At 42.0% G+C, this 24,688-nt stretch carries 22 protein-coding genes; 10 read left to right on the forward strand and 12 right to left on the reverse strand.

Features of this window, described 5'->3' with window-relative positions; genetic code table 11:
- Positions 1-118: 118 nt before the first annotated feature.
- Entirely contained in the window at positions 119-1,432 is a 1,314-nt protein-coding gene (locus tag CAN90_RS08725) for an O-antigen ligase family protein (RefSeq protein ID WP_242953612.1), read from the reverse strand.
- A 197-nt stretch (positions 1,433-1,629) separates the two neighbouring features.
- On the opposite strand from CAN90_RS08725, the gene CAN90_RS08730 reads away from it, so the two are divergent.
- Together CAN90_RS08730 and CAN90_RS08735 are read left to right on the forward strand one after the other, a co-directional pair.
- Positions 1,630-4,017, forward strand: coding sequence for a cation-translocating P-type ATPase (locus tag CAN90_RS08730; protein ID WP_085833446.1), 2,388 nt, complete (start codon positions 1,630-1,632; stop codon positions 4,015-4,017).
- 131 nt (positions 4,018-4,148) lie between these two features.
- Positions 4,149-5,894 (forward strand): hypothetical protein, encoded by a 1,746-nt coding sequence (locus CAN90_RS08735; protein WP_085833447.1) that lies wholly within the window; start codon positions 4,149-4,151, stop codon positions 5,892-5,894.
- A 106-nt stretch (positions 5,895-6,000) separates the two neighbouring features.
- Here the strand turns inward: CAN90_RS08735 and CAN90_RS08740 are convergent, their stop codons facing one another.
- Together CAN90_RS08740 and CAN90_RS08745 are read right to left on the reverse strand one after the other, a co-directional pair.
- The gene (locus CAN90_RS08740) at positions 6,001-6,738 is read right to left on the reverse strand and encodes an N-acetylmuramoyl-L-alanine amidase (protein ID WP_085833448.1); all 738 of its coding nucleotides are present in this window, start codon (positions 6,736-6,738) and stop codon (positions 6,001-6,003) included.
- 63 nt (positions 6,739-6,801) lie between these two features.
- Positions 6,802-7,677 (reverse strand): polysaccharide deacetylase family protein, encoded by an 876-nt coding sequence (locus tag CAN90_RS08745; RefSeq protein ID WP_085833449.1) that lies wholly within the window; start codon positions 7,675-7,677, stop codon positions 6,802-6,804.
- Positions 7,678-7,967: 290 nt separating this feature from the next.
- On the opposite strand from CAN90_RS08745, the gene CAN90_RS08750 reads away from it, so the two are divergent.
- From CAN90_RS08750 to CAN90_RS08780, 7 genes are read left to right on the forward strand one after another with little or no spacing between them, the layout of a single operon-like run.
- On the forward strand, positions 7,968-8,960 hold the full coding sequence (locus CAN90_RS08750) for a transglutaminase-like domain-containing protein (protein WP_085833450.1): 993 nt from the start codon (positions 7,968-7,970) through the stop codon (positions 8,958-8,960).
- A gap of 23 nt (positions 8,961-8,983) precedes the next feature.
- Positions 8,984-10,036 (forward strand): type II secretion system F family protein, encoded by a 1,053-nt coding sequence (locus CAN90_RS08755; RefSeq protein ID WP_085833451.1) that lies wholly within the window; start codon positions 8,984-8,986, stop codon positions 10,034-10,036.
- A 17-nt stretch (positions 10,037-10,053) separates the two neighbouring features.
- Complete coding sequence (locus CAN90_RS08760; RefSeq protein ID WP_085833452.1) at positions 10,054-10,362, forward strand: hypothetical protein; 309 nt, start codon at positions 10,054-10,056, stop codon at positions 10,360-10,362.
- The gene (locus CAN90_RS08765; protein WP_085833453.1) at positions 10,359-10,832 is read left to right on the forward strand and encodes a DUF4860 domain-containing protein; all 474 of its coding nucleotides are present in this window, start codon (positions 10,359-10,361) and stop codon (positions 10,830-10,832) included. The genes CAN90_RS08760 and CAN90_RS08765 overlap by 4 nt, the downstream gene beginning before the upstream one ends.
- 18 nt (positions 10,833-10,850) lie before the next feature.
- Entirely contained in the window at positions 10,851-11,306 is a 456-nt protein-coding gene (locus CAN90_RS08770) for a hypothetical protein (RefSeq protein ID WP_085833454.1), read from the forward strand.
- Positions 11,303-11,800: a hypothetical protein gene (locus tag CAN90_RS08775; protein ID WP_085833455.1), complete on the forward strand. Its 498-nt coding sequence runs from the start codon at positions 11,303-11,305 to the stop codon at positions 11,798-11,800. Before CAN90_RS08770 ends, CAN90_RS08775 begins: the two co-directional genes overlap by 4 nt.
- A gap of 26 nt (positions 11,801-11,826) precedes the next feature.
- Positions 11,827-12,894 (forward strand): type IV pilus twitching motility protein PilT, encoded by a 1,068-nt coding sequence (locus CAN90_RS08780; RefSeq protein ID WP_085833456.1) that lies wholly within the window; start codon positions 11,827-11,829, stop codon positions 12,892-12,894.
- Between the two features lie 117 nt (positions 12,895-13,011).
- Here CAN90_RS08780 and trhA read toward each other — a convergent pair whose 3' ends face one another.
- From trhA to CAN90_RS08820, 8 genes are all read right to left on the reverse strand, one after another.
- Positions 13,012-13,752: a PAQR family membrane homeostasis protein TrhA gene (gene trhA / locus CAN90_RS08785; protein WP_085833457.1), complete on the reverse strand. Its 741-nt coding sequence runs from the start codon at positions 13,750-13,752 to the stop codon at positions 13,012-13,014.
- A gap of 213 nt (positions 13,753-13,965) precedes the next feature.
- Positions 13,966-14,187, reverse strand: coding sequence for a DUF3006 domain-containing protein (locus CAN90_RS08790; RefSeq protein ID WP_085833458.1), 222 nt, complete (start codon positions 14,185-14,187; stop codon positions 13,966-13,968).
- Positions 14,188-14,191: 4 nt separating this feature from the next.
- Positions 14,192-15,133: a ComEC/Rec2 family competence protein gene (locus CAN90_RS08795; RefSeq protein WP_085833459.1), complete on the reverse strand. Its 942-nt coding sequence runs from the start codon at positions 15,131-15,133 to the stop codon at positions 14,192-14,194.
- Positions 15,134-15,166: 33 nt separating this feature from the next.
- Complete coding sequence (locus CAN90_RS08800) at positions 15,167-17,782, reverse strand: FtsK/SpoIIIE family DNA translocase (protein WP_085833460.1); 2,616 nt, start codon at positions 17,780-17,782, stop codon at positions 15,167-15,169.
- A gap of 102 nt (positions 17,783-17,884) precedes the next feature.
- Positions 17,885-18,805 (reverse strand): undecaprenyl-diphosphate phosphatase, encoded by a 921-nt coding sequence (locus tag CAN90_RS08805; RefSeq protein ID WP_085833461.1) that lies wholly within the window; start codon positions 18,803-18,805, stop codon positions 17,885-17,887.
- 80 nt (positions 18,806-18,885) lie between these two features.
- Positions 18,886-19,689, reverse strand: a complete 804-nt coding sequence (locus CAN90_RS08810) for a ClpP family protease (protein ID WP_085833462.1) — start codon at positions 19,687-19,689, stop codon at positions 18,886-18,888.
- Positions 19,690-20,020: 331 nt separating this feature from the next.
- Complete coding sequence (locus CAN90_RS08815; RefSeq protein WP_085833463.1) at positions 20,021-21,013, reverse strand: DMT family transporter; 993 nt, start codon at positions 21,011-21,013, stop codon at positions 20,021-20,023.
- Between the two features lie 155 nt (positions 21,014-21,168).
- A complete protein-coding gene (locus CAN90_RS08820; RefSeq protein ID WP_085833464.1) occupies positions 21,169-22,056 on the reverse strand; it encodes a LysR family transcriptional regulator in 888 nt (295 codons plus the stop codon).
- Between the two features lie 173 nt (positions 22,057-22,229).
- Between CAN90_RS08820 and CAN90_RS08825 the strand changes: the two genes are divergently transcribed.
- Positions 22,230-23,561: a Na+/H+ antiporter NhaC family protein gene (locus CAN90_RS08825; protein WP_085833465.1), complete on the forward strand. Its 1,332-nt coding sequence runs from the start codon at positions 22,230-22,232 to the stop codon at positions 23,559-23,561.
- An 84-nt stretch (positions 23,562-23,645) separates the two neighbouring features.
- Here the strand turns inward: CAN90_RS08825 and bioB are convergent, their stop codons facing one another.
- A complete protein-coding gene (gene bioB / locus CAN90_RS08830) occupies positions 23,646-24,620 on the reverse strand; it encodes a biotin synthase BioB (RefSeq protein ID WP_085833466.1) in 975 nt (324 codons plus the stop codon).
- Positions 24,621-24,688: the final 68 nt, after the last annotated feature.

Consider the following 24,688-nt stretch of genomic DNA (forward strand, 5'->3'; position numbering starts at 1 on the left):
TTCATCCCTCCCACTCTTTAATGATATGCCGCCTTTTTCACTTTAGAACAAGATTAAAACAGAGCTATATTACAAAAAGAAAAACCTCTGTAAGTTACAGAGGTTTTTCATAAATAAATTAGTTATTCTTATACACCGGTGCATTTTCTTGCTTGGAATGCTCCATAAACTCGGTTGCTGCAGCCAAACGCTGGCGAACACGAAGTATTCCGCTTGCGCTTACCGCATTAATTCCGGTAGAAGAGAAAATCAAAAGGAAGAGCATCGCTGTCTGTCCCCAAAAAATAGTTACATCGGTAAAGCCATGAACCATAATCGCACAGGAACATGCAGCCAATAGTATATTCATGTTTCCGCATATTCTGCTGCGAAAACGAATTAATACGATTTTAGCTTGGCTGTACAAATATCCGGTCATCACCACTGCACCGACTAGACCAAAATTCAATAATGTATCCAGATACAAGTTGTGCGCGTGATATGTTTTATACCCAAAATATTCTTCACAGGCCAAACGGTAAGCTGCCGCACCCTGGCCAAAAAACGGATGATGCGTAATACCCTTAATCGATGTTGTCCAAATATTTACACGCTGGTCAAAGGTCTGGTCTATCACCTCAACACGAGGGAATAATTCCGGCAAGATAAGGCCTGCCGCAACCAAAACCAGCCCGCCTAGGCCGATCATCATAGCTACTTTACGTTTCCCCTTCAGGAATAAGAATACCAGTACAGCAAGCCCAAGAGAAAAAATCGCAGACATACTGGCGGAAAGATAAAGCCCCAAAAGGTTACTTGCAATCACAATAAAATAAAAACGGCGATTCTGTGCGTTGGTTATCATGCGATACAAAGCAATTAAAACAACAAACTCTATTATCGTTGCATAGTAATTCGCATTTGTAAAAGTGGATATTGGGCGGAACGTAGGGTCTGTGGCGTAAGTGGTTATTTTTTGAAAAACCGCTACTACTGCACAAGCCACACTGCTCAAACAGGCCGTATCCATTGCTTGGTCAAAAAGCTGCTTTGTCATAAAGCTTCGAATATAAAACCCACATACTAAAAGAGCTGCGGCAAAAAGTGAATAAGCAGTTCCAATATGGTTATTGTATACTTGCCCGACAAAGCCGGTAAACAGAAAGAATAAAACAATTCCTACCGAATACAAATCGCCAAAAGCCTCTGCTCGTCTCTCGTAATTGATTACCGTCATAAATGCAATAATAGAAACGGCTGCCATACTAACATAAAATGGTAAAAATATAGAAATGGTCAAAAAAAGCACCAGCATACCGTTTAAATCTTTGCCCGATCTTAAAGAAATAAAATCGAAAGCGTCTTGCTTAAAAATGGTATCAATCTCCTTTCCTTCTGCAGCAGATTTATGCACTGCACAGAATTGTGAAATTACAACGCATTTTCTGTTCACCTTCACTAGTCATCCATTATACCACAAATAGATTTTGCAACAAGACGCATAATTGTTAAATGAAATACTGCCTCGCCATTGTTTTTTGGGTAACTATACGAAAATTATGACTTCAATTTTAATTTTTATCATAATCACCCATTCCTTTTTTCTCTTTAGGGTATACTGTTTAAAAAACATAAGGTAGATGAAGTGCAATGACTGAACCGTCACAATCTTATTTTGAACGCTTTCATCCCGACTATTCAACCGGATTGACGCAGGAACAAATTGACCAACGGCGTCAGCAAGGTCTTTGTAATGGTGAATCGGACATAAAAACAAAGTCGGTTAAAGAGATCGTATTACAAAATATAATTACACCATTTAATATATTAAATGCAATTCTTGCGTCTTTGATTTTACTGGTTGGCTCCTATAAAAATTTACTATTTATGGGAGTCATTCTCAGCAATTTAGTGATTGGCATTTTTCAAGAGATTCGAGCGAAACGGACTATTGACCGTTTGGCGTTAATTGCAGAACCCAAAGCTAAGGTGATACGAAACGGTGAGAAGCAAACCATTGAAATTCACGATGTTGTTCTCGACGATATTTTATATTTGGAAGCCGGAAATCAAATTTGCACCGATTGCATTGTATGCGACGGTGAGTGTGAAGTAAACGAGTCCCTTTTAACGGGAGAGTCGGACCCAATTTGCAAAAAACAAGGTGACACCTTGCTGTCCGGTAGCTTTGTTGTAAGCGGTGCATGCCATGCACAAGTAGAGCATGTTGGAAAAGACAATTATGCCGAAAAAATTTCGCAAGACGCGAAATACTTGAAAAAGCCCAATTCAGAAATTATGACCTGGATTAATCGTATCATTAAAGTAATTGGTGTTGCGATTGTTCCCATTGGCCTAATTTTATTTTATAAACAGCATTTTGTTATGCAGGCGTCTTTTACCAGATCTATTGTTAGTACAGTTGCCGCTCTGGTTGGAATGATACCAGAGGGCTTGGTGCTATTAACCAGTGTTGTTTTAGCAGTTAGTGTTATTCGGCTCGCTTCCCATAAAACACTGGTTCAAGAGCTTTATTGCATTGAAACTTTAGCACGTGTGGATGTGCTATGTCTAGATAAAACTGGTACTATTACGGAAGGAACGCTCCAGCTCGACGACCTTATTCTTCTTGGAGCTACAAATCAAGAAGAGGCCGAACGAGCACTCAGTGCATTGGCGAGCACTCTTCCAGATACCAACCCCACAATGGATGCGGTACGGAAAAGCTTTTGCGGTTCTACTGACTGGAAATGCGAAGAAATGATACCATTTTCGTCAGCGAACAAATGGAGCGGAGCTTTTTTTGAAAAGGAAGGCTGTTACGTTTTGGGAGCACCGGAAATTATGTTGACGGACAAGTCCTCTGAAATTCGCCAAAAGGCAGATACTTTCGCCGAAAGTGGTCAACGAGTGCTTGTTCTTATGAAATCCACCGGTCGTTTTCGGGAAAAAGGACTGCCAAGCGACCTACAACCTGTTGCACTGCTTTTGTTTAGCGATAAAATAAGAGCAGAAGCCCCGCAAACACTTCTCTATTTTGCAGAACAGGGTGTTGACCTGAAAGTAATCTCTGGCGATAACCCCATTACCGTATCGAACATTGCAAAGAAAGCGGGCATGCAAAACGCAGACAACTACGTGGATGCAACCACTTTGCAAACGGACGAGGCACTTGCCGAAGCCGCAGAGCGTTACTCTGTTTTTGGGCGTGTTACTCCCCAGCAAAAGCTGGAGCTGGTAAAAATACTCAAGAAGAAGAACCACACCGTAGCGATGACGGGAGATGGCGTTAACGATGTGCTCGCCCTAAAAGAAGCCGATTGCAGTATTGCAATGGCATCTGGAAGTGATGCAGCCAGAACGGTTTCGCAGCTAGTATTGCTTGATTCAAACTTTGCCTCTTTGCCCAAGGTAGTGCATGAGGGCCGGCGCTCCATTAACAATTTACAGCGTTCTGCCTGCCTCTTTTTGGTGAAAGCATTTTTCTCAGCAATTATAGCTGTCTTCTTTATTTTCGCTCCGTACGACTACCCTTTACAGCCGATACAGTTTTCATTAATTAATTTATTTGCCATTGGGGTACCCTCGTTTATCCTTGCTATGGAGCCCAATAAAGACCGAATTCGCGGCAAATTCATCGTGAATATTCTTACTAAGTCTCTTCCCGGCATGTTAGCAATGGCACTAACCATTATCATTCTAATGCCAGTAAGCAGTCATTTTGGTCTTTCTGGCGATGAAATTTCTACCGTAAGCGTCATTTTAATCGGTTTTACAGGCTTATTAAACCTTTTAAGCATTTGCTTGCCTTTTAACACTTTAAGGAAAGTGCTGTTTTATACAATGTCTGGAGGATTTTTTGCCGCAATGCTGTTGTACCATGAATTCTTCTCTCTTGTTAGTCTCTCCCCATCTATGCTCCTCGTAACTGCTGTTATGATGATATTTTCTGCTTGTGTAATAACAATTGTATATCATACCGTGAAAAGAATTTATCATGTACAGCAACTCTCTAACATCCATCTTAGAGCAAAATAAGATTACTTATAATTATTGTCGGAATTTGAAATAAAATGCAGTATAATGATTTTATGGAAATAAACGGGAATTCTCTTATACTATAATTATAACCTCCAATAAAAAATATTATATTGAAGGAGTGTTCCCGGATGTTTAGCACCAATGGCGGCAGTACTACGGAAAACGAAGAAAATTTAACTGAGCAGTCCCCTGTCGATGACCAATCCCCATCATTTGTGGAGAACGAAATTGCTCCACAGGAGCCCAAAAAGAAATTGAATCCCGCTATTATTGCAGTAATCTCTATACTTGTTGTAGTAGTTGGTATTTTTGCAGTTGGCAAGCTCTTCTTTAATCGAGATTTTTCTCAGTTACTGGAAGGCAAAACCAAGTATGCACAAAAAATTGAGCTGACAACGGCAAAACAGAGCGCTAATTTTATTGTAACTGGTTTGGATAAGGGACACACTTTATTGCAAACATACACAAAGCCGAAAACAATGGAATCAAATATGCAACTCAACTTAAAATTCGAAGATGAGTTCTTAAAGGATTCTGGTCTTTCAAAAGAAGATTCTGAGACAATGCAGAAATTAGTAAGTTATATAAACAGCTTAAAGGTTGATTCGAAGTTATTAATAAATAAAGAAGGAATGCAGTCAAGTTTTGTATTAAAAGATCCTTCCGCATTAAAGCTTTCCATCAACACATTGTCTTATGAAGATGGCAAAATGTACGTTCAATTCCCAGAGCTTTTGGATAAGTACTTAGATACCGGTAATTCTACCCTCTCCCCTTATTCATTAGCAAAAACAAAATATGACTCTGCAAAACTGAAAGCAAGTCTAAATAAGCTTGCAGACATCTATGCAGGCGCACTCGCTAATGCAGAAGTAACCGCACAAAATGATGCAAGCGTTACGGTAGATGGCGAAACTGTGCAAGGGCAAAAGCTAACTGCATCTTTAACCGAGCAGCAAACTGCAGAATTGGTAAACGCACTTGCCAAAGCGGTAAAAGAAGATGAGTACCTATTTACGATGATTTCAGATAACTATAATCTGTACTCCAACTTATTCGGCGATACCAAGTCGAAAACACTTACGAAAGAGCAGTTTGACTCTGAGATAGACAAAATGTTCTTTATTAAAGATTTAGACATAAACAAGCCTGCTTTCTCTGCAACCTCTTACATTGCTCAAAACGGAGCACTTTTGGCACATTCTTACACAATCAAAGAAACCAGTGACACTACAAACCTCACTTACTTGATTGCTGAGAAAAAACAAGCGGTTGAACTTATGGTAAATGAGAAGTCTGCCCTCCGTTTTTCAAACACAATGACAGAGAAAGATGCTGGTAGATTACAGCTGAATGCGATAGCCGAGAAAGGCACTAAAACAGCAGGATTAAATGTAGATTACAGTGCTGCCAAAATCGTGCCCTACCTCGATTATGAAATTCTAACTGGTAAATATACTATCACCTTGAATGATCCCGACAAAGAGATTGAAAATACATTTAAGGGTACGGATATACCTGCATCCTTTAGGGATTTCCACAAAATGAGCTTAACAGTAGACACTGCACTCAATGGAGATGAATTACAAAGCGCAATCTCATTTGCAGTGCCCAAACTCATGACAGTAAGCGCTACGGAGAAATCTCGTGGAACCATAGGCGAAACCACAATTCCAACTAAGCCAGAGGCAAGTAAGGTGGTTGACCTTACAACGATTGAATCAAATGAGGCTGCAAATGAGCTTTCCATTAATACAATTAAGTACCTAGCTGAGACCATGAAAAAAGACCCGGAGCTTACCGCTCTGTTAGCGAACTTCGGTATTACACAAGAGCAAATGGAAGCATTGGCTTCGTATTATTCTCAAAATTAGTTTTTATAGAATGTCTTGAATGGCATAATAAAGTCAGGGAGGAGCCTATTTGGCTGCCTCCCCGATTTTATTTACTAACACTTTTATCTAGATTAAAAGAAATAACTCAACGAATGAATTGGCTGCTAGCATAGCCGATGGTTCCATTATAATTTACAACATACCAACCCTGCCACTCGCCTAACACCGTAATAACGGCACCATTTGGTGCCTGACCAATTACCGCAGCATCTAGGCTAGGTTTACTGCGAATGTTTAAATTACCGCCTTGGGTAACTACTTTTGCGGAACGAGCTGGCTGTGGATTGTCGATAAACGGGATTCCAAAAATCTCTGTAAGCGATTTCACCAGGTTTTTCGCGATGAGTGGCATGTTATTTACCAACCACTCGGCATCTTCGGGGTTATCGTGGTATGCCGTTTCAATTAGCACAGATGGGGCGTTTGTTTTTGTAATCTCAGCCAGTGTAGTAGTTGGCATGATTCTTACCTTATCTGGCGTAGGGGAAATTTCTTTAAAGTTATTTGCTATAATTTCTGCTGCCCGTTTGCCGGCAGCACTGTATGGATAATAATAAACGTCGGTACCGCGGAGCTGCCCGGCAAGTGCCGGAGGAGCAGCGTTTGAGTGCAGAGCCAGGTGCAAGTCGTGGTACCCCTCGTTTGATTCCCGAATGGCCTGACCCAGAGTCATTCCTACCGTATTTCGAGTAAAACGAATTCCATTTGCTCTTAGGTAAGGCTCCATGTCGTCCGCGAGAATATTCATATGGTATTGCTCACTTCCGCCGTTTACGTACTGGTTATACGGCTGCAGGGATGGGCTAAGATAAATATTGGGCATATACAGCTTCCTCCTTTTGTTTTATGATATGCAAGAAGAATCAAACAGGTAATAGAAAAAGAATTATTTTAGACACCCTGCAAAGAACTGATTGCTTGATTTTCCAGGACCTCGCAAAAATCGTCCTAATTGGTACAGTCCCTCGGGGTCACGCGTAATATCATTAATTCGCTCTTCACAGCTTAATGAAGCACGGAACCCCATGCTGCGTATTACTGGGATGGATTCTTTGCTAATGATGCCAAAGGGATAAGTAAACGCGGTTGGTGTCCAGCCAGTATTGGTACGCATAAGCTCCTGCATCTCCGTTAAGTCGTTGACCAACAGCTTTTCATAGGCGTCTGCACTTTCTTGCTTCTTTTTTTGTGTTCCAAGTCGGCCGGTATCTTTTGTTCCGTGCAGGTGGTAGCTATGGTTTTGTATTTCTACCATTCCGGAATCAATCATCTCTTTCATTTCTTTCCATGTAATGTGCGAGTACAGTTCATTTTCTTCCCCATTTTCACTGTACTTTTCCGTAAAATATCCTATCGGAGAGATCACAATTTTCATATTATATTTAAGGGACAAGGGATAGGCATATAAATAATTGTTGTAGTATCCATCATCAAACGTGAGCATTACCGGTTTTTCTGGTAATGGTTTTCCCTCGTCAACATAATCAATCAGGTCTTGTATTACAATTGCGTTATAGCCGTTATCCTTTAAATACTTCATGTCACTTTCCAAAAGCTGTGGTGAAATCATATAGGTTCCTTGGTGTTTGCTATCTTTAATTACACCATGGTACATGATGATTGTTAGCGGTATTCCTTCAAATTTCTGCTTGCTGTTTATTGCTCCTACGGTTGCGCTGGTTACACTAGTAATAAGGAGAATCATAACCATTGCAAGTGCAATCAAGCTTTTTTTGCTTCGCATGCTCACAGTAAAAAACATGAAAATTAGGCCCCTTTTCTTTGATTTACTCGATTTTCCAATGGGTACTCCTGTATTAATTCTTGGTATTTAATAATAATTCAAGCCTACAATTAGAAATGCATTCACTCGATTATTTTCTTGTATTTTTTTATGACCCATGATATACTAAAAATAACAATAATACTTCCTGAAATAGCCAATAAAACCTATATATAATTCTGAAACACGAGCTATGAAGGGAAGTTTTTTGATTTGATTGACGATTTGGATTATATAAACTTTTTGCTTTTATTTCGAGAGGGATATTTATGAAAGTATTCAGCTTTTCTCATAGAAAAATCAAAGTTTGCTTCTCTTTCATTTTGGCAAGCTCCTGTATATTAAGTTCCTGCGCCAGTGTTTCTTCCGCAGGGAAGACGGCTTCTGCTGTAATGGCAGTAGCCAATGCTTTGCCTGCTCAACATGCAAGTAACCAAACCATTGAAAACAAAACCATTGCTTTAAAACAACTCTCTTATGAGACAACACCGTTGCAAACGCTGGCTTCGTCCGTGTCTGTTTTCTCTCAAAATGGTGTTGTAATCGATGCAAGTGCAGCTGGGAACGGTTATGTTCAAATAAAATATACCGGACCCGAAAAAAAGCTAAAAGTGCAGGTGAAAAAAGACACCTCCACCTATAACTACGACCTAAATGGGAAAGGAATAACCGAAACATATTCCTTACAAATGGGCAATGGCCAATATTCAATAAGGGTTTTAGAAAATGTGTCTGGCAGCTATTATAAAGAAGTATGCAATGCGCCGCTGGCCGTCACACTTTCTAGCGAAACAGCTCCTTTTCTATACCCTAATCAATATGTAAGCTTCACTACTTCTTCTTTAGCGACAAAAAAGGCAACTGAATTAACTGCCGGTGCCAATACAGATGTTGAAAAATTAAAGCTCATTTACAACTATATGATTAAAAATATTAAATATGATTTCGAAAAAGCGGCAAAGGTAACCTCCGGTTATGTACCAAATGTGGATACCATACTCACTACACAAAAAGGTATTTGTTTTGATTACTCTTCCCTTATGGCGGCGATGCTCCGTTCACAGGGGATTCCTTCGAAAGTAGTCGTTGGCTCTGTGGATACGCTTGCCGTAACACATGCCTGGAACGAAGTGTATTTAAAAGGTACGGGATGGATTACCATTAAAATTGAGGTCTCCAATACCGGTTGGAAGCTCATAGACCCCACCTTAGGTGCCTCGAATACTGTTGGTAAGGGATATACTACTGCTCGTATCTATTAAAAGACAACACGGAGGGTATTTCTATGCAACTAAAAAAGAGAACCGCATTTACGGCCGCTGAGTTGTCTTACATGTGCTCTCAAATTTCGTGGATGTTAGAATCGGCAATTCCTTTGGAAGAAGGAATTGCCGTAATTTGTGAGAATACAGAAAATCTAGAACAAAAACAGATGCTGCAACACGTGTGTGATTTAATTGCACAAAACGGGTCTTTCAGCCAATCTGTGAATGAATCTGGTTATTTCCCTTCTTATATGATACATATGGTTGAAATCGGGAAAAAAACCGGCAGATTAGATGAAGTTATGGCGAAGCTGGCTATTTATTACGAACGTGAAGATCAATTACTGTACCAGGTAAAAGGTGCGCTCACTTACCCACTCGTGCTAATCTTTATGATTGCTGCGATTCTAGGTGTGCTTAGCAATAAAATACTACCTGTGTTTTTGCAGGTCTTTGATGGCCTAAATGATGATTACCCGGCCGTTTCTCTTCATGCTGTAAACCTCGGCATCGCCGCCGGGCATTTTGCTGTGGTTGCTATGCTGTTAATCGGGTCACTTATTTTATTTATCCTGTTTTTATCCGGAACTCCAAAGGGGCGCGTTTACTCCCTTTCCCTGGCCAATCGTCTCCCCTTTCTTACAAGAATTATCAATCGAGCAGATTCAGCACAATTTGCTTCGGCTTTATCCATTTTGCTCAGCAGCGGGTACGATGTATCCGAAGCGTTGCATCTTATGCCAAACATACTGCAAAACCCACGTAATCTGGCAAATGCTCAGAAAGCTGCACTGGCCGTTGAAGGAGGTACCTCTTTAACCACAGCATTGCAGCAAACGGGTCTTTTTACCGGAGTACGTTTTAGCATGCTTCGAGTTGGTGAAAGCACAGGGAATCTTGAAAAAGTGCTCACAAAAATTGCAGATAAAGATAACGATGAGGCATTGGAGCTTATCAGCAGAAAAATAGCCTTTATAGAGCCGTTATTAGTCGGCTTGGTCTCTGTTATTATTGGTACTTTGTTGCTTTCCGTAATGCTCCCGCTAATCGGGATTATGAGCAGTATTGCATAGAGAGGGTGAGCTACTATATGCGTCGTTTTTTCTCATTAGGCTTGTTCGCGGTACTGCTTTTTATTATTGTGGCTGGCTTTACCCGTATTGAGCAGGTAAATCACCGGAATTCGAGCAAGCTGCTTCTTCAAAAAATTGACCGTGCTGTTGTAAATTGCTACGCGATTGAGGGCGCTTATCCTCCCAGCTTTGAGTACTTGGAAAGTAATTATGACATTCATGTAGATACTCAAAAATATTATGTTGATTATCAGATTTTCGCCGCAAATATAAAACCAGAGATTCGCTTCGTGGAACGGTGGCGTTCCGAGGAGGTTAAACCGTGAACCTGAGAATGCACCAATCTACACAAACGCTTTTTGTCTTACTTATCGCCTGTATTTTCACTGCAATATCACTATTTTTAGTGCTGCTCGGAGCCGACGCGTACCGGAATAGTTTGCAATCGATCACCGTTAACCACCAAATTCGTGCTACACTCTCTTACACTGCGAATCAAATTCGTTCCGCAGACCATGCAGAAAATATTGTGGTAAACACGGTGGATGGTCAGCAGGTGCTTCGTATCCATTCGCAGGAGGCATCTAAAACCGGCAACACTTATCTCTATTTTCATAACGGATTTTTGATGGAGCTATTCACAAGCGATGAAGAACCATTTGTACCGGAGCAGGGTGAAAAAATTACGGAAATCAAACAATTCTCTATCAATAAAAACGGAAGATTGTTTGCTATTTCAGCAACTGCATTCAATGGGAATCAAATATCCGTCTCTGTATGCCCGAGAGCCTCTTAAAAACCGAGGGGGAAACCAATGAAACACACCACGAAAATTCACCCTTATTATATTGAAATGCTGTTCGTTATCTTGTTTTTAGCAATTTCTTCTATTGCTGTTTTGCAAATTCACCTGGCTACAAAAGCAATTTCTAATAAAAATATAGACACACAATATGCAATGGCAACCGCGCAAACGGCAGCGGAACTGTTATATTCTGTGAATACACCAGAAGATGCGACCCGTGCTTTTGCTGAAGGAAGTGCAGTCCGGCAGGGAAATGTTTTTCAAACCCAGTACAATAATGAATGGGTACCCGTTTCAACTGGAGGGATTTTTGCTGCCGAAAAAAGGCTCAACTTTTCTCCCACAGAAGCTGGAACAATGGCAACATTAAGCATTACCATTCAAAAAGGCAAAAGTGAGCTTTACACCTTGACGGCAAAACGCTATTTCCCCTCTTCTACCAACAATGGGAGGGTAAGCGAATGAAGCAAAAAAAACTTCCGTTTTTTTCAGGTGCAGGCCTTACCTCCCTCTTTATGGTGTTTGTTATTTTATGCCTCACTGCTTTTGCAGTGCTTTCTTTTTCCGCTGTGAAATCAGACTGGAAGCTTACCAACAAACACATGCAAAGCATTCAAAGCTATTATGCCGCTGATGCAAAAGCGCAATCAATCCTCAGTAAGTTCGATGCCAAAATCCTCCGTATACATAATGAAACCCCTTCCATTGCGGAAGAAGCGCTGGCAAAGAAACTAAATGGCACTGTTATTGACGGTATTACTCTTTCGATTGCCGAGGGCGCTGATAAAAGTTACATTACCTTTTCAGTCCCAACCGGTTCCATTCAAGAAATACAGGTTACTCTCCTACCCCAAATAGGAGAAAAGAGGTACCAAATTATTAAGTACAAACTAGCTGCATCACAGGAATGGGATGGAGACAACCAACCCCTAACCGTGTGGCAGGGCCCTCATTCTTAATCGACCGGAAAGGAAATACCCTCCTTATGGAAATTCTTGAAATGCTGCAAACAGCCGTATCAAAAGGCGCCTCTGATATTTTTATTATTTCTGGCTGCCCTGTCTCTTATAAAATACACGATATAATTCAGCCGATGAATGAAGAAAAGCTAATGCCGGACACAACCAAGCATATTATTTCTACCATCTTTGCGCTTGCTGGGCAGAGAGATTTTTCAGCCTTTTTAATAAAGGGGGACGATGATTTTTCCTTTTCGATTCCAAAACTGGGGCGCTTTCGCTGTAATGCGTATTTACAGCGAAACTCTTGTGCAGCTGTACTCCGCATATTGGGATTCGAGCTCCCAAAACCCCATGCACTTCATATTCCTCAAGCGGTAATGGATATTGCTACGAAAGAGCGGGGACTAGTACTCATTACAGGCCCCGCGGGGAGCGGTAAAACCACTACCTTAGCGTGTTTAATTGAGCAAATTAATCAAACACGTAACAGCCATATCATTACGATTGAAGACCCCATTGAGTTTCTGCATCCTCATAATAAAAGTATTGTGAGCCAGCGAGAAATAGAAAACGATACGAAAGGCTACCTACAAGCACTCCGTGCCGCTCTTCGTCAAGCTCCAAATGTGATTTTAATTGGAGAAATGCGTGATTACGAAACCATTTCAACCGCAGTAACAGCGGCGGAAACCGGGCAGCTTATTTTATCTACCCTGCATACCTTGGGCGCTTCGAACGCCATAGACCGTATTATTGATGTATTCCCTGAGAACCAGCAATACCAAATTCGTGTTCAGCTTTCTATGGTATTGCAGGCTATTGTTTCGCAGCAGCTTATCCCCTCTCTGGATGGAACTCTTGTACCGGCATTTGAAATTCTACTTATTAATAATGCCATCCGCAATATGATTCGCGAAGCAAAAACACACCAAATTGATAATGCAATCAGTGCAAACGCTGCCATTGGTATGCTCTCAATGGATAACGATTTACTGCGCTTGCATCGTGAGGGAATCATCTCAAAAGATAGTGCATTGACCTATTGCAGCAATGTAGAATTAATGAGTAAAAAGCTTTCTACATTAAATTAAATCGGAATGTAATAATAAAGAAAGAAGCCGCCGACGAGGGATAAACCCATCATCGGCGGCTTCTATTCTATTTTGAACCACCCACACAATGCCTGTGGTTATTTAAGAAACGGTAAATCAAAGCTTATCTACCACATGGTATATCATAACATATTGCAAAACGCTGCCAGCCAGAACAAATAAGTGCCACACAGCGTGCAGGTAAGGAATCTTCTTCCCTTTTTGGTAGATAATTGCACCTACTGTGTAGGCAACGCCACCTGCAATTAGTAAAATCAAATCCTGTAAATCCAGTGCTTGAATCAGAGGGCCAAAGGCAAATACAACAATCCAGCCCATTGCAATATAGCATACCATCGATACTTTACGAAAGCGCTCCATATCAATAATATTCAAAAGGATTCCTGCAATTGCAGCAGCCCATACAATCGAAAAAAGAACAAAACCTGTTTGCCCTGCCAAAGCAAGCAGAGTAATTGGAGTATACGAACCTGCTATTAATATAAATATGGTGCAATGATCCAGCACCTGAAACACTCGTTTCGCCTTGCAAACGCCTAACGCATGGTACATAGTTGAAACAAAATATAACAGGAACAGCGTCACTGCATATATGGTTACAACCGCCTGCGGGAATATCTCGTTTGGCGCTGCCGCCTGCAAAGAAAATAACGCTACAATTGCTAAAATTGCCCCTAGCCCATGCGTAACCGCATTTGCAATTTCTTCACCCACACTGTAGGTTGGCAACCCCAATTCATTTCTTCTTCCTTTGCGCCACTCATTTTTATCTTGTCTTTCCTTTTCTCTCACTGCATATGAGTTCATATGCAAAGCTCGTTCTGATTGTTCCGCCAATTCAAGGCACCTCCATTCTACGTTATGTAGTTTTAAAAACTAGATGTTGTAATTATATTATACCCAATCATTGTATTTGTCAATTCCTTCATATTAAATATTTTTAAATTCATAATAAAAGCTTGAGCCTTTTGCTTTAAAATATTCATATTTCAGGTTAAAAAAGAGGGATAGATTAAAAATTTAATCCTCCCTCCCGAGCTGTTCTAACTCTCAATGCTCCCATAAGGAGTTTTGTTTTTGACGAATGAGATTACGGCGCGCTGCTGTTTTCTCTTCGCTAACAATTAAAGTACCATCATCACTGATTTCAAGTACATCACCCTCGCGAACATTCTTCGGCAGTTCCGACAAATCAATGGCGAAAAACTTCTTATCTTCCCCCTCACAAATAGCGTACACGCCTTCAAAACGATCAATAATCAGATTTTTCATATTATCACCTTTCTGTTTGATAGGTAATCGCTGTTCCATCACTACAATAAAGCAACGTTCCACTTACATCGGTACGCCCTACGGTAGAAGAAAAACGATTGAGGCGATCCATTACCTCACGGTTTGGCAATTCATATTGGCTGTCTGCAACAGACACTGCCGCATATTTTGGTTCTACGGCCGCCAAAAAAGCCGCTGTGCTAGATGTTTTACTGCCGTGGTGGCCTACCTTTAGTACATCTGCATGTAAGTCTTTTCGAGTGGCCAAAAGTGCAGACTCTTCCCCGACTTCTGCATCACCCATCAGTAAAAATCGGGTTTTTCCATATGTGAGCATTAGAACAATTGAATTTTCATTGGTAGTATTTAAAACGGATAAGGGCGCCAGAACCTCTATGCTTAAATCGCCCATAGTTAAGGTGTTGCCCCCTTGCAGATACTCTGGAGAAAGCCCTTGCCGGCTCAAAGATTGCATGGTATTTGTAAATGCAGAATCAGAGGGTAACAGGCTTTGTGGTAATTGCGGCATAAAGTAATGGTCTACCTTAAATTCCTCAATGACACCGCTTAGCCCTCCAACATGGTCACTGTCTGGGTGGGTGTTAATCATATAGTCGAGTGTGGTTACCCCTCTTCGGGCTAAGTATCGATTTACCGTTTCGGCTTGATCCGGTGTTCCGCCATCCACCAAAAGATACTTTCCACTACATTCGACTAAAATAGAATCCGCTTTCCCAACGTTTAGTACATGTAACGACATTGGGTAATCTTTTGCAATGGATGAAAAATCAGATAGACCAACCGAATTATAGACTGCCCGCCACCAAGCGGAATACCCCGAGGGAAAGAAAACCGGCAAAAGACCCAGTGCAAGCAGTAGCACTGCCAGTACGGTGTATACCGCCCTTTTATGGCGAAAGCTTTTCCCGGCATTCGCTTGCTCCATATTGAAAACTTCTCCTTTAAGCAAAGGCAGTGCTTAAGACTGCTCCCCGCCGTCTTGCTGCATGGTCATTTCAAGGTACTGCTGGCGTGAAAGCAACACCTGACGAGGCTTTGAGCCTTCATGAGGGCCAATTACCCCGAGCTGCTCCATTTCATCAATTAAGCGGCCTGCGCGGGCATAGCCAAGACGAAGTCGCCTTTGCAGTAAGGAAGTAGACGCTTGTCCTGCCTCTATAACACATTTTATGGCTTCATTCATCATAGGGTCTGTCAGCTCAGAATCCTTCGCATCTCCGTCGGATGAACTTTTTTCTGCGATCGCATTCCGCTCAATTTCTTCAATTACAGATTGGTCATAGCCGGATTCCTGCACCTTTTTTGCGTAAGTAACAACCGACTCAATTTCGCTGTCGCTTACAAAGCAACCCTGTATACGAATCGGCTTTTGCGAACCGACCGGGGAAAAAAGCATGTCGCCGCGGCCGAGCAGCTTTTCCGCACCGCCCATATCTAAAATCGTACGGGAATCAATTTGCGATGAAACTGCAAATGCAATTCGGCTTGGGATATTTGCCTTAATAATACCGGTAATAACATCTACCGAAGGGCGCTGCGTTGCAATTACGAGGTGCATACCTGCCGCACGAGCCATTTGTGCCAAACGGCAAATGGAGTCCTCCACCTCATTCGGGGCAGCCATCATTAAATCCGCCAACTCATCAATAATAATCACAATTTGTGGTAGATGTGGCATTGGATTGCCATCATCATCCTGATTACCCTTGCTTTTTGCCAGTTTATTATAAGAGGCTAAATCTCTTACATTATTTTCTGCAAAGATTTTATAACGTTTCAGCATTTCTGTAACAGCCCATCCCAACGCACCAGCTGCCTTACGGGGGTCTGTTACCACGGGTACCAGCAAATGCGGTATTCCGTTATAAATTCCTAGCTCTACTACCTTAGGATCAATCATTAAGAATCGTACTTCATCGGGTGTTGATTTATAGAGCAAGCTCACAATAAGAGAGTTAATGCAAACCGATTTACCCGAACCCGTGGAGCCCGCAATGAGCAGGTGGGGCATCTTCGCCAAATCGGTTACTGCAACAGACCCAGCAATATCCCTCCCAAGAGCAACCGTCAGCTTACTTTTTGCAGATACAAAGGGATTGGATTCCACCAAATCGCGCATGCGAACCACATTTACATTTTTATTGGGAACCTCAATACCAACAGCGGCCTTTCCGGGAATCGGCGCTTCAATACGCACACCAGCCGCTGCGAGGTTCATTGCAATGTCATCGCTAAGGTTGGTAATCTTGCTAATCTTAACACCGGGGGCTGGCTGCAGCTCATAGCGTGTAACCGCCGGGCCGCGGCTGATGTCTACTATTTTGGTTTGTACACCAAAGCTTTTTAATGTACCAACCAGCATGTTCCCATTGCTTTGCAGCTCGGCAGTAATATCTTCCTGGTTTGCACCTGCGGAATACTCCAGCATAGAAAGCGGTGGGAACAGGTAGCCTTCTGCCTGAGGGGCAGGGTCTGCCGCCCTTACGGCTGTTTCTCGCACAGAATTTTGCAGCATAGCGGTTTTCTGAAGAAAAGCGGCAGCCGCTGCCGCAGAGCCTGAGGCATCCTGCGAAGCTGGTGCAACCGGCACAGCAGCTGGCGGAACAACGGAAGCTGTTCCCACACTCGTAGAAGCAGGTGCCGCAACGGGTAGAGGAATTGTAACCACCGGCTCTTCTGCCTGCGGTGTGCTCTCTGCTTTCTCCTGAGTTGCACTTGCCCCAGTAAACTGAAATAGCTTTTCTAACTGCTCGAGCTTTTCGCTCTTCTCGGGCGTATCTGCCGGAGTTCGTTCTGAGCGAACCGGGTGTGCCGGAAGCTCGTCTGCATCCAGAGCAATATCAATATTGGGGTCGCGCTTTCTTTCTTTATCAAGTAAGCGGCGCTCGCGTACTGCGTCCAGGTTTTCGGCAACTAAGTCCACAGGCTTTGTAACGGTTTTAAATAGCTGAATTAGGCTGGTGCCTGTGAGTAGCATAATCATAACAAACAGAAGAAGAATGATTACAATCTTTGAACCCACTGAGCCAAGTGTAGATACAAATAGAACGCCAATGAGGCCACTCACCAAACCAGCGCCACGTTGAGCAACACCCTGCACATAAAGCTCTTTTAGGTGATTCATATACCCACCGGGTTGAATGGCGCCTATTTCGGGCCCGTAAATATAAACGGTGGCACAAACCATTATGATAATGCCTGAGATCATTCCAATCCTCAGCTTCATATTATCATTCACGCGCTCTATGGCGGTGATAACTGATATGTAAAGGAATAGGATGGGCCATAAAATTGCACAATTACCGAACAAGCCAAGAAGAACATTATGCGCCCAGTTCCATACATGGTCTCCCTTTACAAGGACTAAAAACGCCATTAACACCGCCACAGCGAAAATAACCACAGCCGTCATTTGATTGCGATGACGCAAAGCCTCCAATTCGCGTTCGGTTCGGGGCTTCTGTTTTGCTGATGTGGAAGCAGAAGAGCCTTGACGCCGATTCGCAGTTGGAGGTCGCTTCGTTTGTTTTTTTGTTTGAGTTGGTTGCTTTTGAACTGTTTTTTGTTTTGCCACTGCACTCTCACCTTGTTTTTCAATTCATTCGTGTTATCAACCTGATTTTTATGCTCTGCCGCAAACACAGTACAAATACTTTACAATTAATAGTTCCATTCTTTAAGAAGCAAAGAAAGTAATAATCTGCCCGGTTTGGTGTTCGTAAACACCAATTGCAATGGTAATAATACCTAAAATAAAAGTATACCACACAAATACTGCCAGCTTATCGGAGGCAACCATCCAACGCAGGAGCTTAATGGCTAAAAAGCCTACAATCGCTGCTGTAATTACACCGGCTAGAATGGGGCCAATGCCTACGGTAATTGGCTGGCTCATCGCGTCTTTTAGTTCAAGCAGTGCTGCTGCTACAATCGCCGGAATACCAATAACAAAGGAATAATCCAAAGCAGTTTGGCGGCTGATTCCTCTCATTAAACCCACGGAAAGAGTCGATCCCGAACGAGATAATCCTGGGAAAACAGCGGCAACACATTGTGCTAAACCAACTGCGAGCGCGTCTGGCACATCAAAATTGCGTCTTCCTGAAATAGCTCTAGCTCCCCCACGCCCTTGCTGTCTTTTTGTCGCAAGAATACCGAGGGTTAAAAGGACAGAAGTGAAAATCAAAGCACAGCCTTCTACCACAATATCGGAATCAGTTGCCCAAAGGTCTGCAAAATCTTTGATTTTATGCCCCGTGCCAGGAACGGGGAGAAACAGTAAGAACAATGGTAATAAACCAATCATCAGCATCATAAGTAAACGACGGTCAGCGCTCATGCGCGACCACTGGAATTTGCCTGTAAATACATCTTTTACCAAACGGATGAACGCCACAATGAGGCGCATAATCAAATCGCGGTAAACAATTAAAACGGCTAGTAAGGTACCAAGGTGCAGCATAACATCGAACAATAGGCTCTCTACCTTTACTCCCATAAAATGCTGCGCCAAAGAAAGGTGACCACTGCTGGAGACCGGTAAGAACTCTGTGGCACCCTGAATAATCCCCTGAATAATTGCTTGTAGTATACTCAATGTGAACCTCCATACTATGTAATTCGGCGGCAACCGCATTGCGGAGCCAGCCGTAGTAGTGCAAGAGTTATTAAGTTATTTTATTTTGTTTCTCTTGCAGCTTTTGTCGATTTTTTAGAAGAACGTGGTTTTGTCTTTTTCTCTTTCACTCGATTCTCGTCTATCATACCTCGGAGGCAATCAATTGCATCCGACAATGTGCCGACAGAATCAATTAATCCTTCCTCCACAGCGTCAGACCCAGTGAGTACCGTTCCTACATCCATCACCAGCTCTTGTGTGTTCATGGAGAGCTCATAAAAACGCTCGGGAGACATTTTCGAATTCTGCGTAACAAAACGAGTAATGCGTTCTTGCATCCGCTGAAAATATTCCAGCGTTTGCGGAACACCAAGCACTAACCCACTCATGCGAACAGGGTGAACGGTCATGGATGCCGACTGCGCGATAAAAGAATGCTTTGCGGCAACCGCCAGTGGCACACCAATGGAGTGCCCTCCTCCTAAAACGAGTGAAACGGTTGGTTTTTTCATACCTGCTACCAGTTCGGCAATTGCCAAACCGGCCTCAACATCGCCGCCAACGGTATTCAAGATAATCAGAAGACCGTGAATTTTCGGTTCTTCCTCAATCGCAACCAATTGTGGAATAACGTGCTCATATTTTGTTGTTTTATTTTGTGATGGCAAAATATAATGACCCTCTACCTGACCAATAATCGTCAGGCAGTGAATCATGTGATCTGGGTCACCTGCCAAAACAGAACCATTTTCAGTAATTTGATCGGTTTGCTTTTCACTGCCAACCGGTGCTGGCTCCAATTCTTCGTTTTCATTCTCACGCGTGGACGGGTTTTCTATCTGCTGATAGCGTTGTTTACCCATTTTTTCAGCCACCTCCTGCACAATAGTGTTCCGTAAGGAGTGGCTTCTCATACACGATTCATTTTGAAATTACCGTATCAAAAGTAAAAACAATTTTAAATAGAAATACGAAATTTTATATGTTTTACAAAAAGATGGTAATTACTCTTTGCCTGCCTTCGCGAGGTTAATCATTATTATAGCATTTTGACAGCTGTTCTTCAACGTGCTTGCAAAGAAAAAGGAACAGAAAATCGTTCGACAAGTACTGCGTTTCTATTATCTAATATTTAAATGAAAAAAGGCTATGAACACCTTGCTGTTCCATAGCCCTTTTTATAATTTTCTAATTTCAATCGTTTCGTACTTTCTCATGCGTTTTTTCTAAAATAGACTCTGTTTGTTCTGCTAAAGCTGCTTTTTGCCTTTTCCAACTGGGAATAAACGTAATCATAGAACCGATTAAAATTAGAACAATACCAGCTACCTTTGTGGAAGTAAGCGGCTCATGCAGAATGATAAAAGCGAGTATGGGAGCAAGAGCTGGTTTGATGAAAAACACCAGCGAGGCGGTAATTGCCGAGGTTGCTTCCATCGCCATAAAATAAAACGCAAAACCTAAACCGGTAACACCAACGCCAATGTACAACAGACTTGGCAATAGCTCAGGTGTAATGCCTTTGAATATGGGGGTATTTGCAAACACACCAAGACCCACATCGGTTAAAATCTGACTAAACCATGTGGTTTTTGTGAGCAATACCAAAGCAAATAGCTCTGCCGCACCAAAAATAAAGCTAAAGCAGGTGGTTACCACACTGCCATAACGTGCGCCGTGCTTTTTCCCCAACACACTGTATAGTGCAAAGGTAATCGCCGCCAAAATGGTTAAAATGGTTCCGGTAGCTGAACCCTTCGCGTGAAAGGGGTCTATTATAACTACCATACCCAAAATACTTACAATGATAGAAACAATGGAATAGTTATATACTTTTTCTTTTAAGAGCAACGCCGCCAGAATCATGACAAACACGGGGTTACAGCTAAATAAAATTGCAACAATAGACGCATCGGAATAAATGACCGCCATTTGGTACAAAACCATGCTGATAACTACACAGCAAAAGCCGGTATACGATAGGTAAATCAAATCTTTTGCGTTTAAGCGGCAGTTCTTTTTCTTTAAATGCCGCAGCGCAAAGGGTAATAAAACCAGAGCCCCAATGGAAAACCGTAGTACAGTAATTTGCAGCGGGTGAAATGCACCTGCCGTAATCTTGAGCATAATCTCCATCGTACTAAAAAATATGGCAGTAATTAAAATGAACAAATAACCTTTTTTCATATGTATTCTCTTCAACCCCTATTTCTTTTCATGCTCTGCTTTTTCGCAGTCTTACAAACTGTTTTAAAGCAGACGTACTAACTCTCTGCCTAAAACAGTGTAATGCAGAGCACTGGTTTTGTCTATAACATTTGCAGTTTTTATTGGATTTCGTATTAATTCAATTGGCTTTGTTCTTCTTTGCAAATTGTAATCATCTCTGTCATTGCATCGGTAAGGTATTTCCCTTTGTGGTACACCGCTTTAAAAAGTCTTCGAAATTGCATACCTTTTACCTCAATCGCATAGAGCTTCCCCGTTTTGCATTCTTCTTTTACGGCTAAGCGAGAAATCACAGAAACCCCAAGGCCCTCCTGCACGGCAAGCTTAATGGTATCGGCATTATTGCAAATCCACCCCTCTCGCCAAGTTAACGATTTTGCCGCCATTTCATCTTCGAACGTTTTACGGGTTCCACTCCCTTTTTCTCTTATAATAAACGTCTGTTGCTCCAGTTCTTGTGGCTCAATTTTCATTCTGCCGGCAAATGGATGCCCTTGCCCGCAGATCAACACCAGCTCATCACTGAGAAACGGTAAACTAATGAGGTCAGACGATACTGTATCGCCCTCCACTAAGGCAAGATCGAGCTGGCCGCCCAACAGCATTGTCTCAATGTTTGCCGTGTTATCTTCAACCACAAATACATCTGTTCCTGGTCGATTTTGCTGAAAGTGCGACACTAATTTCGGTAGAATATAAGCGCCTATGGTCACGCTTGCCCCCACTCGTATGGAACCATCCTTTTGAAGCGCTTTCATATTATCTTCCGCTTCCATATCCATTCGAACAATTTGGTTTGCATAACGCATTAGCTTTTTCCCTGCGGTAGTTAAAAATAATTTGCGGGACATTCGTTCAAACAAACGAACTCCGTAGTGCTTTTCCATCTCCGCAATTGCTTGGCTTACCGCAGACTGAGATAGAAATAGATTTTCTGCCGCAACTGTCATATTCATATGTTCGCAAACTACAAGGAATATTTTATAATGCCGCAGTGTCATATTATTCACTCCCCAACTCCTTGAAATAATAAGTAAAATAGTAGCATTCTAGAATTATAATACTGTTTTACTTATGGAAAATCAACGCCATCACTTTTATGAAAGAAAAGATTGGAAAGTTCCTATGATTTCGCTATAATAAATTACAATTGATTTATGTGGGGGATTTTATTGTGGCAGAACGAATTACGCTTTCTTTCTTTTTATTTGGGCTGATTGCTTGTATTGTGAGTGGACTTCCCATCCTATTGGCTCTTACCTTTGGGCTGATTTGCTTTTTAGTGTACGGATTAATAAAGAAAAACACACTCTTACAAATGGGAGCCATGATGCTGGACGGAATACGCGGAGCAAAAAATATTCTAATTATATTTGTATTGATAGGTATGATTACCTCTGTTTGGCGAATCTCCGGCACAATACCATACTTAATTTATCACGCCATTCAAATTCTAGACCCTACTTTATTTGTCTTGTACACCTTTCTATTATGTTGTATGATGTCTTTTCTGATGGGAACCTCTTTTGGAACAGCCGCAACCATGGGAGTTGTGTGCATGATGATTTCACGTTCCCTTCAGGTTGACCCTGTTCTTTGCGGTGGTGCTATTTTAGCGGGCTCTTATTTTGGCGACCGCTGCTCCCCTATGTCCTCGAGTGCTTTATTGGTCAGCGAGCTAACTGGAACGGATATTTACGACAATATTCGCCGGATGTTTCAAACCTCTGTTGTTCCATTTGTGCTTTCCTGCCTATTCTATTTTTTTGCAAAGGGAACTACTTCTCAAACGGGTAATGTTGCTTCACTGAATTTGTTCCGCGAGAATTTTAATCTTTCTTTTATTGTAGTTTTACCTGCTCTTTTGATTATTCTATTATCCTTGTTTCGCGTACCAGTTAAAACAACAATGGTAATCAGCATTTTATTGGCGTGTTTGATTTGCCTTACCGTACAAAAAACACCCATAACAGAGCTGTTACCCAGTCTCTTACTGGGGTACCATTCTTCAAATACAGAGCTTGGGTCATTGTTAAACGGTGGCGGAATCCTTTCAATGGCAAAGGTAGCAGGAATCATTCTAATTTCCACCTCCTACTTTGGTATATTCAAAAAAACAGAGCTGCTTACAGAAATTCGCAAACTTGTAGAGGCATCTTCTTATAAAATCACACCGGTTGGCTCAGTCTTATTTACATCCGTGTTAATGAGTGCCATTAGCTGTAACCAAACGCTGGCAACCATGCTCACTTTTCAAATGTGTGATTCCATTGTACCCGACCGTAAAAAGCTTGCTCTTATTTTAGAAGATACGGTTATTGTCATTGCCCCCCTCATCCCTTGGAGCATAGCAGGCGGTATGCCACTCATGACCGTTGGAGCACCTACTACCAGTATTTTATTTGCATTTTATCTTTTTCTACTACCCATATTTCATTTTGGGCTAGAATGGATAAAGAGCCGAAAAAAGATGGCATTTTTAACAGAAGAAGATTCGCAAAATTAGATTACATACGGAAAGAGGAGATGGCGTAAGCCATCTCCTCTTTCCGTATGTTGTGAGAGAACTCTTATTATTTCGATAAAATGGTCATGCTCGAATCTGGCACTTTAGCTGAAAGCCCGCCTTAGCAAACATTTCAAAATCCTGCTTTACGGTATTGCCGGAGGTTGTTAGCATATTGCCAGTAATGGAGGCATTTGCTCCGGCATGTAACGCCAGTCTGCCGCAGTCCGTCATTGAGTTACGACCGCCGGCCAAACGAATATTTGCCGTAGGGTTAATAAAGCGGAACAATGCAATGGTACGCAGAATTTCGTCTTCCGGCAGCAAGGGTTGGTCTTGTAGCGGCGTGCCGGGAATCGCCATTAACACATTTACAGGGATGGACTCAACACCTAAGTCGCGCAGCTCAAAGGCCATATCTAAGCGGTCGCTCATCTCTTCCCCCATACCAATAATTCCACCGCTGCATATTTCAAGACCCGCTTTTTGTGCGTCACGAATGGTCTTGATTTTATCATCGTATGTATGGGTGGTACAAACATGCGGAAAATAGCGACGAGAAGTTTCTAAGTTATTATGGATACGGGTAATACCTGCTTCTTTTAATCGTAAAAATTGTTCGTGATTGATTAACCCATGAGAGGCACAGAGCTGAATGTCGGATTCCTCTCGGATTTTAGAATAAGCACGACATAAAACATCAATTTCCGCATCCGATACCCGCACGCCAGAGGTTACGACCGAAAAACGGTCAACACCCTGCTCCGCTGTTTGCAGGCCCTCTTCCACAATACGATCTACCGTCAGGAGCGAATATTCCTCCACTCCGGTTTTATGCCCACGAGCTTGGGAACAGTACCTACAGTTTTCGGTACACAAGCCACTTTTCCCATTTAAAATCAAGCAGGTATCCAGCACATTTCCATTTAAGGTTTCTCGAATTTGATTTGCCGCCTCACACAGCTCCTCTAAAGGCATTATGAGCAATTCCTCAACACCGGAGCGATTAATTTTTTCCCCAGCAAGGATTTTTTCTTTCCAATCATGAACGATACTCATTAAAAGACTTCCTCCTAATACTTGCGTATCTTTTTTCTTTGCCCATCCCAAAAAGAGAATGCTACATT

The organism is Clostridium merdae (assembly GCF_900176635.1).
GTDB classification, from domain to species: Bacteria; Bacillota; Clostridia; order Oscillospirales; family Acutalibacteraceae; genus Faecalispora; species Faecalispora merdae.

Coding starts and splice junctions, on each gene's coding strand:
- CAN90_RS08730 (WP_085833446.1), top strand. CDS start 1,630: ATGACTGAACCGTCACAATCTTATTTTGAACGCTTTCATCCCGACTAT.
- CAN90_RS08735 (WP_085833447.1), top strand. CDS start 4,149: ATGTTTAGCACCAATGGCGGCAGTACTACGGAAAACGAAGAAAATTTA.
- CAN90_RS08740 (WP_085833448.1), bottom strand. CDS start 6,738: ATGCCCAATATTTATCTTAGCCCATCCCTGCAGCCGTATAACCAGTAC.
- CAN90_RS08745 (WP_085833449.1), bottom strand. CDS start 7,677: ATGTTTTTTACTGTGAGCATGCGAAGCAAAAAAAGCTTGATTGCACTT.
- CAN90_RS08750 (WP_085833450.1), top strand. CDS start 7,968: ATGAAAGTATTCAGCTTTTCTCATAGAAAAATCAAAGTTTGCTTCTCT.
- CAN90_RS08755 (WP_085833451.1), top strand. CDS start 8,984: ATGCAACTAAAAAAGAGAACCGCATTTACGGCCGCTGAGTTGTCTTAC.
- CAN90_RS08760 (WP_085833452.1), top strand. CDS start 10,054: ATGCGTCGTTTTTTCTCATTAGGCTTGTTCGCGGTACTGCTTTTTATT.
- CAN90_RS08770 (WP_085833454.1), top strand. CDS start 10,851: ATGAAACACACCACGAAAATTCACCCTTATTATATTGAAATGCTGTTC.
- CAN90_RS08775 (WP_085833455.1), top strand. CDS start 11,303: ATGAAGCAAAAAAAACTTCCGTTTTTTTCAGGTGCAGGCCTTACCTCC.
- CAN90_RS08780 (WP_085833456.1), top strand. CDS start 11,827: ATGGAAATTCTTGAAATGCTGCAAACAGCCGTATCAAAAGGCGCCTCT.
- CAN90_RS08790 (WP_085833458.1), bottom strand. CDS start 14,187: ATGAAAAATCTGATTATTGATCGTTTTGAAGGCGTGTACGCTATTTGT.
- CAN90_RS08795 (WP_085833459.1), bottom strand. CDS start 15,133: ATGGAGCAAGCGAATGCCGGGAAAAGCTTTCGCCATAAAAGGGCGGTA.
- CAN90_RS08810 (WP_085833462.1), bottom strand. CDS start 19,689: ATGGGTAAACAACGCTATCAGCAGATAGAAAACCCGTCCACGCGTGAG.
- CAN90_RS08815 (WP_085833463.1), bottom strand. CDS start 21,013: ATGAAAAAAGGTTATTTGTTCATTTTAATTACTGCCATATTTTTTAGT.
- CAN90_RS08820 (WP_085833464.1), bottom strand. CDS start 22,056: ATGACACTGCGGCATTATAAAATATTCCTTGTAGTTTGCGAACATATG.
- bioB (WP_085833466.1), bottom strand. CDS start 24,620: ATGAGTATCGTTCATGATTGGAAAGAAAAAATCCTTGCTGGGGAAAAA.